This is a genomic window from Vibrio sp. WZ-1, assembly GCF_052037695.1.
Taxonomy (GTDB): domain Bacteria; phylum Pseudomonadota; class Gammaproteobacteria; order Enterobacterales; family Vibrionaceae; genus Vibrio.
Genome location: NZ_JBQEQR010000079.1, coordinates 210470 through 222704, shown reverse-complemented (window position 1 = coordinate 222704; position 12235 = coordinate 210470). Strand labels below are relative to the sequence as shown.

The 12235-nt window shown below is 44.9% G+C and carries 10 protein-coding genes; 2 read left to right on the top strand and 8 right to left on the bottom strand.

What is annotated here, in order from left to right:
• The first annotated feature begins 270 nt into the window (after window positions 1-270).
• Window positions 271-1812, top strand: a complete 1542-nt coding sequence (locus tag ACTS60_RS15755; RefSeq protein WP_440889008.1) for a sodium:solute symporter — start codon at window positions 271-273, stop codon at window positions 1810-1812.
• 11 nt (window positions 1813-1823) lie between these two features.
• Window positions 1824-3194, top strand: a complete 1371-nt coding sequence (locus tag ACTS60_RS15750; RefSeq protein ID WP_440889007.1) for an L-serine ammonia-lyase — start codon at window positions 1824-1826, stop codon at window positions 3192-3194.
• A gap of 93 nt (window positions 3195-3287) precedes the next feature.
• Here the strand turns inward: ACTS60_RS15750 and ACTS60_RS15745 are convergent, their stop codons facing one another.
• From ACTS60_RS15745 to glgX, 8 genes are all read right to left on the bottom strand, one after another.
• The gene (locus tag ACTS60_RS15745; RefSeq protein WP_440889006.1) at window positions 3288-3524 is read right to left on the bottom strand and encodes a hypothetical protein; all 237 of its coding nucleotides are present in this window, start codon (window positions 3522-3524) and stop codon (window positions 3288-3290) included.
• 474 nt (window positions 3525-3998) lie between these two features.
• On the bottom strand, window positions 3999-5000 hold the full coding sequence (asrC, locus tag ACTS60_RS15740) for a sulfite reductase subunit C (RefSeq protein WP_440889005.1): 1002 nt from the start codon (window positions 4998-5000) through the stop codon (window positions 3999-4001).
• Between the two features lie 12 nt (window positions 5001-5012).
• Window positions 5013-5813: an anaerobic sulfite reductase subunit AsrB gene (gene asrB / locus ACTS60_RS15735; protein WP_440889004.1), complete on the bottom strand. Its 801-nt coding sequence runs from the start codon at window positions 5811-5813 to the stop codon at window positions 5013-5015.
• Complete coding sequence (asrA, locus tag ACTS60_RS15730; protein ID WP_440889003.1) at window positions 5813-6841, bottom strand: anaerobic sulfite reductase subunit AsrA; 1029 nt, start codon at window positions 6839-6841, stop codon at window positions 5813-5815. Before asrA ends, asrB begins: the two co-directional genes overlap by 1 nt.
• Window positions 6842-6866: 25 nt before the next feature.
• Entirely contained in the window at window positions 6867-7658 is a 792-nt protein-coding gene (gene cobA / locus ACTS60_RS15725) for a uroporphyrinogen-III C-methyltransferase (RefSeq protein ID WP_440889002.1), read from the bottom strand.
• Window positions 7658-7813 (bottom strand): hypothetical protein, encoded by a 156-nt coding sequence (locus ACTS60_RS15720; protein WP_440889001.1) that lies wholly within the window; start codon window positions 7811-7813, stop codon window positions 7658-7660. The genes cobA and ACTS60_RS15720 overlap by 1 nt, the downstream gene beginning before the upstream one ends.
• Window positions 7814-8067: 254 nt before the next feature.
• On the bottom strand, window positions 8068-9789 hold the full coding sequence (locus tag ACTS60_RS15715) for a diguanylate cyclase domain-containing protein (RefSeq protein WP_440889000.1): 1722 nt from the start codon (window positions 9787-9789) through the stop codon (window positions 8068-8070).
• A gap of 239 nt (window positions 9790-10028) precedes the next feature.
• Entirely contained in the window at window positions 10029-11984 is a 1956-nt protein-coding gene (gene glgX / locus ACTS60_RS15710; protein WP_440888999.1) for a glycogen debranching protein GlgX, read from the bottom strand.
• Between the last annotated feature and the right edge of the window lie 251 nt (window positions 11985-12235).

The following is a 12235-nucleotide window of genomic DNA, read 5'->3' as shown; positions in this document are numbered from 1 at the left end:
ATCATCTTCGATTTCGTGTCGGGGTGAATCATAGTTTTTTTAAGGTTATTAGATCCGTGATCAAAATCAATTTTAAAATGAATGCGTACCCATTTTGTGGGTTTTGGTGACAAGGATCTCACTAATCGGCGGTTTTGGCGATTTTGAATACATTTTCGCCTATATTGGTGATGATAATCACACTTACAGTGGGATTGTCGTTTAGAAATGCCTTTTTACAGTAATATCTGGGCATAATAATTAGCTACCCAGAATTAGGAAAACCTTAAAATGGTTACGTACTCAAGTTTTGTGGTGATTGCGTTATATGTAGTAATTACCATACTAATCAGCTATTTAGTGAATAAGCGCTACAGCAATGGTGGCGACTTTTCCACGGGTGGAAAGCAGTTTGGCTGGTTTACGGCAGGTGTTTCGATACTTGCGACTTACATTAGTGCGATGACGTTTGTAGGGATGCCTGGTTGGGTTTATAGCTCTGGCATGGAAGCGATGAGTATTCACCTCAACTATCCCATCGTTATCTTTTTCACTGTCATTTTCTTTGTACCTGTCTTCTATAAGCTGGGTCTGACTTCGATTTATGAATACCTTGAGCACCGCTTTGGAGTGTATGCAAGAACCATCAACTCGATTGTATTTATTGTGGTTCAATGTATCTCTGCGGGTGTGATTTTGTATGCCGTGGCGCTGATCTTAGTGCAAGTTCTGCCTATCAGTATTTCTGAAGCCATTATCTACATTAGTATTTTCACCGCTTGTTATACCTATGCAGGCGGGATTTCCACGGTTATCTGGACCGATATGTTGCAATCTGCAGTATTGGTTGCAGGCAGCATCGCTATCTTTGCCATTCTAGTGACAGAGATTAATGCGGCAGATTACCTTTCTCGTGATCACCTGAATATCATCAACTTAGACTTTGATTTAGGTGTGGATACCACACTCTGGGCTGGCGTGGTTGCAGTGAGCTTTTTGCATTTGAGTGTGTACGGCACCAACCAATTGATCATTCAACGTACGTTAGCGACGAAATGTGAAAAGACGGCACAGAAGTCGATGCTGTTGTGTGGTTACGGTGCGTTTTTCGTGTACTTATTCTTCGCGGTACTCGGTGTTCTTTTGAATATTTTCTATCAAGATCAATCGTTTGAAAACAGCAACGAAGTGATTTTGGACTTCGTCTTCAACCACACTACCCCGATCGTCGTTGGTTTGATCATTTCCGCATTGGCAGCGGCCGCAATGTCGACCTTGGACTCGACCTACAACTCGATGGCGACCGTCGCGACGTTCGATATCTACAAGCGTTTCGTTCGCAAAAGTGCCGATGATGAGCACTACGAAAAAGTCGCAAGAAAGATGAGTTTGCTTGCTGCGGCCATGGTGGTAGTGCCAGCTCTTCTGGCGGTATCGAATGAATCGGTACTCAAAACCATCGCTAGTCTGACTTCTATCTTCGTTGGTATCCGTTTGGGTTCATTCGTGCTTGGTTTATTCTGGGCGAAAGCCAACGAAAAAGGCGTGATCGTTGGCAGTATCATGAGTGTGATTGCGGTTTTTACTGCCATGTATCTCGACGTGGCTTGGCCGTGGTTCGCGCCAATTGGTACGTTCGTGTTCCTTTTGTTTGGTGTGTTAGTTAGCCGTCGTTGGGGCGCTGTGACTGCCGAGCAACAAATCTTTATCAATAATCAAAAACATCTTTTTGCAAAGCCAACTGCAAGCCATTACGGGCTGTTGGTGTTCGCTGTGGCGACCATCGCTGCTTGTATGATTCTCCCTGATTGGCTTTATGCTGCATTGTCGTAATAGGTAAGTTTATGCTGTCCATCTTTGATATTTACAAGATTGGTGTGGGCCCTTCTAGCTCTCACACTAATGGCCCAATGATCGCCGGTTACCACTTCACTCGTTTGATTGAATCGAACTTGGCAAAAGTGGTTCGTATTCAAGTCGATTTATACGGCTCACTCTCGTTAACGGGGATTGGTCACCATACTGACCGCGCAACGATTTTGGGTCTGTTGGGTAACAAACCAGATACCATCAAAATCGCTTCTGCGAACAAAGCGATGCGCAAGGCGATTGAAGAGGGCATGATGTCTGTCGATGGCCGTCATGAAATCGAATTCAACTACAAAACGGATATGTTGTTCCACGAAGAGAACCTTCCTCTGCATGAGAATGGCATGACGATTACTGCGTTAGATGCGCACGGCAATCAGGTTGGGTTTGAAACTTACTACTCTATCGGTGGTGGTTTCATCGCAACGGCGGATGAACTGCAAAATGGCAGTGCGACTGCGCCCGTAGAAGTTGAGTTTCCATTCTCCAGTGCGGACGAAATGTTGGCACAGGCAGAGAAGAATGGCATGAGTCTCGGCGGCATGATTCTGAAAAACGAACAAGCGTTTCAGGATATGGAAGCCATTAATCAACGCGCAGAACAGATCTGGCGTGTGATGACGCGTTGCATGGAGCGTGGTTTCGAGACAGAAGGTATCTTGGATGGCGGCTTGAATGTGACCCGCCGTGCGCCTAACTTGCTGAAGAAGCTTGAAGCAAATGCAGCAATCGAAAACGATCCAATGGAAATCATGGATTGGATTAACCTGTTTGCTTTTGCTGTAAGTGAAGAAAACGCCGCTGGTGGACAAGTCGTAACGTCTCCAACCAATGGTGCGGCAGGTGTGATTCCTGCGGTATTGATGTACTACCATCGCTTCATCAAAGAGCTCGATACCAAACAGCTTAAAGACTTTCTTTCTGTATCCGGTGCGATTGGCATCTTGTACAAAACTAATGCGTCTATTTCGGGTGCCGAAGTGGGTTGTCAGGGCGAAGTCGGCGTGTCTTCTTCCATGGCGGCAGCCGGTCTAACAGCGCTACGTGGTGGTAGCAATGAGCAAATTTGTATTGCGGCCGAGATTGCCATGGAGCACTCACTAGGCATGACTTGTGACCCAATTGGTGGCTTAGTGCAAGTACCGTGTATTGAGCGTAATGCGATGGGCGCAATGAAAGCGATCAATGCTTCTCGCATGGCATTAAAGCGTAATAGTAAATGTTTGATCTCGTTGGATAAGGTGATTGAAACCATGTACCAAACGGGCAAAGACATGAACAAGAAATACCGCGAGACATCACTGGGTGGATTGGCTTTGATTCACCTAGCTCCGCCTTGCGAATAATGAGTTGAGCAAGTCTAACCAACAAAAAAGCCGATGCACTGAGAAGCATCGGCTTTGTTTTTTGTCGGTGTGACCATTATGAATTTGGTGTGGCTATCGCATCAAGAAGTAAGGCGAATTAACGTAAGCGTGTCCTGCTGAAATTGCATAAGGTAATACAACTTTTCCGACAGAGACCGCGGTATTCACCAGTGGTTGAACGTTGATATTGGCGTTCATCAAAGTAGGGCGAACGTTGGGTGCTAAACGATAATTACCGGGTGTCGAAACGCAGCCAGATAAGGTAGATGCAAATAGCAGTGCGATGATGATGGATTTGATGGTTTTCATAATGACGACTCTCAAAAATTGTATCTTGGCTCTGGTTTTGGTTATCAGTGTGAGCCGTGCTTGAGAGGAAGATTGCCTGAGTCGAGGTATCACGACTACCAATACAGAGCAAGTTACAGTTTAGAGAACTAAAAGTAACTTTAGGTGTTACTAAGCATTATATTTTGCGAGATTAGTCGCTCTATTAGATCCCAGTATTGAGTGTTTAGTACTTTGGGTAGGGTCGAGGAACAATATACCAATCGTAGTTAATAGCTATTTATTCTAGTCAGTTATAACGCTCGATAACTTCGTTTAAAAATTTGATTGTAGAATAATTACTTATCAAAAATTTTAGCCTTGTTCTCAAGTGTCTTTTCTGCGTTAACACTGGGTACTTACTGTGATTGGTATAAAACAAGCCAGAATGAAACCGCCCATCCTGGCTTGGAGCACAAATGCAGGTGCTCAAAATATAATATGGAGGAAGATTGCCTATTTCACGTGCATGTTCGCTACGTATTCATCTTCTGCCCAGTACATACGTTCGGCGACTTTGGCTTCCGGATTTAGGCTAACGCCATCTAAGACGCGCTCTCTAAAACGCAAGTAGCCGCCTTTATCAATCAGATGCCCCATGTGTAGGTAAATCGGCTTACCGCCCAGCATCTCTTTTTCAAATTCGAACAGATTGTCGATGACAGAATGTAGGACGTCTTCCGTTACCCAATTGAGGAACATCTTGCCAACGCGAGGGGTCTTCTTCGAAGTGCGACCGCCCAGTTTGACCATATAGAATTGTTTTGGGTCTCGACGCCAAGCGAGAGTCGGACAGGCAAGCACACATTCGCCGCAGCCAATGCATTTGCTCTCTTCCTTCACTGCTTTACCGTCTTTGAGTGACAAGCAATCTACCGCGTGGTGCGCACACGCTTTAACGCAGGCGCCGCAACCAATACAGCGATGACTCTCGAAATTAATCTTGGCGATACCTAAGATACCAAAGTCTGCCATATTGGCTTTGGCACAGTCGTTCGGACAGCCTGCCATGACCATTTTTAAATGATATTTACTTGGGTAAACGTGCCGCTCCATTCGCTGCGCTAAGCCTGTGGTATCAGTATTGGCTTTCTGGCAGATTCGACTGCCCTGACACGCGACAATATTGCGCCCACCAATCGACTGATAACCCGCTTGGGTGTCTTCGACTTCAATGCCGCACGTATTGACGGTGATGTCTTTGATGAAAGGCTCAAGCGCTTTGTTGACCTCTGGAATGTCTTCATAGCGAATGCCGGGCATTGCCAGTTTTTGTCGCGTGGTGAGGTGAATGACACCGTTGCCCCATTTCTCGGCGATCTCTTGCGCGGCCCCGAGCAAGTAGGCGGGCATAATGCCACCTGGAATGCGTACGCTGATCATGCACTCGCCACGTACTTTCGATAGGCGGTAATCGCCATTGGCGCGCATTTTGATGATATCTACGTCCATCGTCATTGTGATTCCCTCCTAATCGATCATGGCTCTAGCGTGGTCATAACGGAAAACTGGACCATCCAGGCACACGTATTTGTCACCAATTCGGCAGTGACCGCATTTGCCCACAGAGCAAGCCATTCGGCGTTCGTAGTCGACCCAAATCTGATCTTCTTGAATGCCTCTGGATAAGAAGTCCTGTACGACGAACTTAATCATAATCGGTGGGCCCACAACGATGACGCGGATGTTTTCTTTGTCAGAGAGGTCAAGTTTATTGATGTGTTCGGTTACTAAACCGCTCTCATAGAAATGCTCGTCACCACCATCATCTAGCGTGGTGATGACGTGATTGGAGTAAGACCAATTCAGTAAGTCGTTTTTGTACAGTACTGCATCTTGGTTTTTAAATCCGAGGATCAAAGACATCTTTTTCACATCACTGGGGTTGTTGTGAAAGTAGTTAATCAACCCTTTGACCGGAGCAACGCCAGTGCCGCCCGCGACCACAATGAGGTGTTTATCTTGGTACTCTTCCATCGGGTAACCGTTGCCCATTGCACCGCGCATCATCACACGATCACTGGCGTTTAATTGGAATAGCTCACTAGTTACCTTGCCGACATTACGTATCAGCAAATCGACGTAACCTAAGCCGTAATCGGAGACGGAAATGGGTGCTTCGCCCACTAGGGATAAACCCACTTCGACAAATTGTCCGTAGTGCACTGGAAAGTCGCACGCGACGCGAAAGTTCCATTCTAGTTCTGTGTGCTTTTCGATATGAATAATCGGGTAGCTTTGCGGCAGCATTTTGTTTTCACAATCGCACATTAGAGCGCCTCCTCTACAATCGATGTCATCTTGTTGATGATGTTGCTAAATGAGATGTAGTGAGGGCATCGGTCGTCACAGCGTCCGCATCCGACACACATGTGGTGTTCACCTTGGCGAGATTTAAAGTCGTTGACCTTGTGTAAGGCGCGATAACGTAAGCGCTCGCCGTTTCTGTGGCGGAAGCTATGACCGCCTGCCATGTCTGAGAAACCATCAATCATACAACTCGAGTGTTGGCGTCGACGTTCACCGACTTTAGCGTCTTGGTTGTACACTACATCAAACACATTGAAGCAGGCACACGTCGGACACGACGATGTACAGCGACCGCAACCAATGCAGCGCGAATCGTATTCAGACCAAACGGGGTGGTTAAGTAAGGTCTCGCGTATCTTTTCTGGGTCATCACAGACTGAGTCCGGAGTGCGTACTTTGATGGGATTAGACGTAACGAAGCTGACGCTGTGCTCAACGTCTTTGCCCTGTGAAAAATACGGCGTTAACTCTGGATCTTTTACGGTGACAACTGCGCCGTGCTCACTAAATTGAACTGAAGCGGCGAAGTTGTCGGTTTTGTTGGTACCCATCGAGACGCAAAAGCAGTTTTCGAAACTTTCGCTGCACTCGATCAGTACAAGCTTGAGTTTTTGGCGTAGACGTTTGTAGTAGAAATCTTCGTGACCGCCGTTTTCTAAGAACATGTAATCAAGGCTTTTGAGCGCATTGATGTCACAAGCTCTGAGAAACAAAAACATAGGACGCGCATCAACGCGAGATTCTCGTAATTCGTCGGCGTTAAACCAAAACAGAGTTTCCGTGATCGGAAAAACGATTTCTTTGGGTGAAAAGTGGCTTTTCTCTTTCCACTCCAGTTGGCCATAACTTTCTAGTTCTTGGTAATCTAAGTTGGGCGTATGGGCAAAACGCCCCGCGTATTCTTCATAGACGGGCGCCATCACCTTGTAGCTCTGACGTAACGACTCGATAGCCGAACCCATTTGCTGAGTAGTTAAAAACTTAGGCATTGTTCTATCTCATTATTTTCAAAAACTAATGAATCGTGCGTTCTAAACAGGGCTCGGTGGTGGATTCAAACCACTCCAGTGACTGCGAAAGAGAAACCACGTATCCAACTACTATAATTGCGGGTAGTGGTGGATTTTGCGTTTTGCAGGTTTCATACAGTCCGGCTAAGGTAGTGACGATCTTGTTTTGATTTTCTCGTGTCCCATTGCTGACAATGGCGCAAGGTGTATCTGGCGCGAGACCATGTGCAATAAGGTTGTCTGTGATCGCTTCTGCTTTGTGTAGCCCCATGTAGAAAATAAGGGTGTGGTCGATGGCGGCAAGTGCGCTCCAATTAGGTTCGCTAGCATCGTTACAGTTTCGGCCCGTTACCAAGGTTACACCCCTCGAAACTTGTCTATGAGTGACCGGTATCCCCGCGTAAGCGCAGCATCCAAGTGCCGCCGTTACACCCGGTACAACCTCATAGCTGATACCTTGCTGAGTTAAATAGGCCGCTTCCTCACCACCTCGACCAAATACAAAAGGGTCGCCCGCTTTTAAGCGACATACAGTGAGACCTGTAATTGCATAACCCTTCATCATTTCGTTGGTTTCTGCCTGAGTTTGCGAGCGCTTACCGTAATGTTTACCCACGCAAATTTTTAGGGTTTTTCGTGGAATCACATCCAAGATTTCTTCGGAAACCAGATGATCATAGAGCACTACATCGACGCGGTTGAGTAGACGAAATGCTTTGATGGTAAGTAGCGACGCATCACCCGTACCTGCACCAACAAGGTAAACCTGACCATAAGAGGAATTAGATGTATTCATTAGAAAATACCCCAAATCAATACAACGACTAGGATGGCGGCGATAGCCCAGCAGAGTACTTGATGAACGTTGTCGCTGATCCAACCTAGCTCCTCTAACATTTCGTCAGTAAGGTCTAAATTTGTTTGCTCTACATAATCGTCAAGTTCTTTCATTTTCAACTGGCTATGTGCAATCCCCTGATGTAGCTAAGGTTATTCGTCATAGTGGTTAAATTAAATCAAAGAAAAATAAACACTTGTTCAGAACAGGTTAACGCTGCTCTGTAACAGGTGTTGAATTTGTATGGATTTAAGTTCAGAGGGAAGAGAGGTGTAGTGAACTCAATTGGCAAACTAAGTGACTGTAATAAAATAAAAAAACCAGAGCGACTTGCGTTCTGGTTTTGTGAGTCTTTGAATGGGATGCGTTATGCCGCTTTTAGATGACAGACTCGATTCTTGCCCAATCTTTTTGCTTGATACAACGCTTTGTCAGCTTGCTCCACAACATGGTGGTAACTGGTTTCTAATGGAGTAAATCCGATACTTGCGGTAAATCGGACATCACCACAACCAAGGGATAAATGACTTCTCTGCAATGCAGTAAGGAAGCCGTCAAGCTGATGTTTGGCATCAAACTCATTATTGGCTTGAAATACAACAGCAAACTCTTCACCACCATAACGCGCTAAGCAAATCCCCTTCGGCTTAGGGAAGCTTTCTCGCATTACTTCAGCTGTTTTTTGAATCACTAAATCACCAACTGGGTGACCATATTTATCATTGATGTACTTGAAGTTATCGATATCGATCATCGCAATAAAACGGTTCTCATTGCCCAGCTCTCGAGCCACTTTTGTAGCCAGACACGCTTTATTCTCTAGTTGTGTCATCGGGTCTCGATGACGTAAACGGTCATGTAACTTTAGGTTTGCTAACGCGATTTGCGCATAGTTTTGGATTAAGTTGAGAATACATTTGTAAGTAGGGAAGCGACAGCAAACGTAAGTGACCGCCAGTAACTCCTGACCATCATACAATGGAATGCGGTAATGGTGTCCTCGTACTTTGAGTTTTTGAGCCAGTGCATCCGAGTACTTGTTACTGCGATAGGATATTGATGATTGAGAAAAGGTTGCTGCTAGCTTGGCATCAGACAAGGTGAGCTTTTTATTACCGTGGTAATCGAGAGTATAAAAACTGTGGTTAATACTATCGTAAATGCAGAACTGTATACCCCGATCAAAGCAGAAGCGGTGAAGCACACTTTTAAGTTGGATCTTGAACTCGCCAATATTCTTCGCTCGGTTTAGCTTAGCCAGCGATAAATGCAGTTGATACGTAAGGTAGTTGATAATAATAGCAAGAGCTAGCAGGGATGCTATCACGGCAGCAGTGAGAGTAAACTGGTAACTACTGCTTAAAATATCGGCTCGATCTGTGCCGGCAACAAACACCCAATTAAGTGAGTTGTCTGCATCAAAAACTGAAACTTTGAAGTTATCTTTGTAGTAGTACTCATGCTTCCCAAATAGGAGGCCGTTGGCAATTTTTTCATGTATGCCGCCGTGAAAGCTGATGGACTTTTTACCTATGCGGTTAGGGTTTGGGTGAAATACAAGTCTTCCGGTGTCTCTATCAACAACAAAAACGTAACCTTTGCTTAGTGTTTTTAAGCCTCGTAACTGTTGAGTAGAATGCAGGAGGTTGAACTCAATCCACAGTTGGTAGTGAGAGTTCGGGAGAACATGTTTCACCGCAAATACCCATTCCTGTTTTTGGTTTGGATATAAAGATGAGATATAGAAGTTGTCACTGATGGTATCGAGTTTGTGCCAATGAATATTAGAAGTATCTGACAGGGTGACTTGGTTAGATAAGTCGTAAGCAATCCCTTCCTCATTTTTCGTGTACAAAATGTTTGAGTATTGAGGTGAGTAATCGAGGATACCATCGCTTAATGCTAGAAAATCGTCGCTTTGCAAGTCGTTATTGTTAGCCCGCAATGCTCTTTCTAGTAGGTAGAATTTACTGAAGGTAGCTTCAATTTGTGAGCGGATAAGCCTATCAGCAGTGATCAGGTTTGTCTGAGACTGGTGATAAACCATCGTTTCAGATTCAACAAATTGGGAATGAGCTAGATAGATCATCAAGCCCGCGAGGATGACCAAATAAGGCCGTAGTATACGTATTAAAAGTTTAGGAAAAGCCATGCCAAATAACGTTTGTTTTATAATGTGATTTGGCTACCAATATTAGACTTATTTCATGTTCATAACAATGCGTATGGTGTGTTCAATAATAGAAAGAAAACTCTGTATCTAAAAGTCAGTTGGAAAAGCGCCCAGATTTAAGTCTGGGCGCGCAAGTCGTGTCGGGATGTTGTGTTTTATGGTTGGAAATGAAGAATAGCCATGGAGGTTGGCGATAACAATACTTCGCCTTCAGCATGACCTGGATTCAGGTTACGAACGTTAGTATCACAAATCGTTACCCATTCTTGATCCCGTTCATTCGGAAGCTTAAAGCGAGCAGGGACATTGGTTTGGTTGATCAGGTAAACGAGTTCTTCTCCATCTTTGCCAATTCCTAAATGCAAAGCAACGGAGCTCAAGCGATTCCAATCGTCATGTTCCATCAAGCTGCCATCAATGCGGCGCCAGAAAATGCGGTTGTTATTACGATTCTCACCACTAAACGCCTGGATGAAAGGCACCATATATTGGTTACGGTTTGCCACCATTTGCGACATCCACGTTTTAAAGTGTTGCTTACGTTCCGTACTCGACCAATCTAACCAGCTGGTTTCATTATCTTGGCAATAGGCGTTGTTATTACCACCTTGTGTATGTGATAACACGTCCGCAGTAAGAATATGTGGGATGCCGAATGCAAATAGCAGGCTAGCCATTAAATTGCGCTTTTGTTTTTCACGCGTAGCAATGACCATTAGGTTGTCGGTTTCACCTTCAACGCCATAGTTTTCCGAGCGGTTATCACCATGACCGTCACGGTTCTCTTCGCCGTTGGCTTCGTTATGTTTTTGCTTGTAAGACACCAGGTCTTGCAAGGTAAAACCATCGTGATAGGTGATGTAGTTGACCGTGAGTTTATACGGCCAATTTGCTGCGCTGTAGATATCACGAGAGCCCATCAAGCGCGTCGCAAACTCTTTTAGGTAACCTTGGTCGCCGCGCCAGAAGCTGCGGGAGATGTCTCGTAGTTTGTCGTTACACTCGTTCCAACCAAATGGGAAGTTACCCACTTGGTAGCCATTAGGACCGATGTCCCAAGGTTCTGCAATCAGCTTAGTCTCGCGAAGAACTGGGTCTTGCGCGACCGCTTTAAAGAATGCAGCTTCAGGGTTGTAATCGTCCCCTTGACGACCAAGCGTGGCAGCCAAGTCAAAACGGAAACCGTCGACTTTAAATTCGCTGACCCAATAGCGCAGAGTATCCATAACAAGGTTTAACGCTGGCTGGTAAGTTAGGTCAACCGTGTTGCCACAACCAGTGTAGTTTGCGAAGTGCTCACCATGCTTAATATAAAAGTGTGAGTCGAGTGCTTTTAGGTTAAAGACAGTAGGGCCTTCTCCTCCTTCAGCTGTGTGGTTGTAAACCACGTCGAGAATCACTTCGATACCGTGTTTATGCAGCTCACGAATGGTGGTTTTCAGTTCCTTTACGGCATCTTTTTCGGCATAACGCGGGTCCGGAACCATGAACAAGTAAGGGTTATAGCCCCAGTAGTTCACCTTATCCATTTTTAACAGATGTGGTTCATGCATACAGGCTGCGATCGGCAATAGCTGTAGAGTGTTGATATTCTGCTGTTTATAGAAAGCCAACATTTCTGGAGAAACCAACCCTAAGTAGCGCCCTCGGTCACTATCTTTTACTCCAGGGTGCTGTTTCGTTAGTCCTTTCACATGGGTCTCAAACAATGCCATTTCTTCTCTTGGAATGCGAGGGTGATCGGTATCTTGCCAATCAAAGTCATCTTGGGTAACGACACATTTGGGCATATCAAAGCTTTTGGCTGGAGAGAAGGGAGGTTGGTAGTAAAGGGCTTTATCAATCGATTTTGCGTAAGGGTCGGAAATTAACAAAGGTTGATCTTTATGTATTACAACGTAACCGTATTTTTGCCCAGGCTTGATATCTGGGATAAAGGTATGGCGAATACCGGCGTGTTCATAGGGGAGATCGTGCAAAGTGTATTCGCTCTCACTAGAAAACAAAGCGAGTTGGATGTCTTTGCTGTTTGGCGCATGAATTGAAAAGTTACAACCTTCTGTATTCAAAGTTGCACCAAGTGGATACGGGCGAGAGTGAAATCTTGTCATTAGGGAATCTTTTTTTAATTTTATTGCTACCTTTAAGAAACTATAAGTAAAAAACTTTGTCTTACTAAGGTCAACCACCTAAACGACAAAAATATAAATGTAATTTAATTACTTTCTACTACCCATATTTTGCAAAAATATGAAATGGCTATCACTTTGTAGTGACTTAAAACTGAATAAACTTACTAATTCCTCCCTAGATTGGTGATCTGACTCGAAAAAACACCATTCGGTAATTTCTCTCATCCCTT

Excerpts from the sequence above, each read along its gene's own strand:
- ACTS60_RS15755 (WP_440889008.1), top strand. The coding sequence starts at position 271 with ATGGTTACGTACTCAAGTTTTGTGGTGATTGCGTTATATGTAGTAATT.
- ACTS60_RS15750 (WP_440889007.1), top strand. The coding sequence starts at position 1,824 with ATGCTGTCCATCTTTGATATTTACAAGATTGGTGTGGGCCCTTCTAGC.
- asrA (WP_440889003.1), bottom strand. The coding sequence starts at position 6,841 with ATGCCTAAGTTTTTAACTACTCAGCAAATGGGTTCGGCTATCGAGTCG.
- ACTS60_RS15720 (WP_440889001.1), bottom strand. The coding sequence starts at position 7,813 with ATGAAAGAACTTGACGATTATGTAGAGCAAACAAATTTAGACCTTACT.
- ACTS60_RS15715 (WP_440889000.1), bottom strand. The coding sequence starts at position 9,789 with ATGATCTATCTAGCTCATTCCCAATTTGTTGAATCTGAAACGATGGTT.
- cobA (WP_440889002.1), bottom strand. The coding sequence starts at position 7,658 with ATGAATACATCTAATTCCTCTTATGGTCAGGTTTACCTTGTTGGTGCA.
- asrC (WP_440889005.1), bottom strand. The coding sequence starts at position 5,000 with ATGACGATGGACGTAGATATCATCAAAATGCGCGCCAATGGCGATTAC.
- asrB (WP_440889004.1), bottom strand. The coding sequence starts at position 5,813 with ATGTGCGATTGTGAAAACAAAATGCTGCCGCAAAGCTACCCGATTATT.
- ACTS60_RS15745 (WP_440889006.1), bottom strand. The coding sequence starts at position 3,524 with ATGAAAACCATCAAATCCATCATCATCGCACTGCTATTTGCATCTACC.
- glgX (WP_440888999.1), bottom strand. The coding sequence starts at position 11,984 with ATGACAAGATTTCACTCTCGCCCGTATCCACTTGGTGCAACTTTGAAT.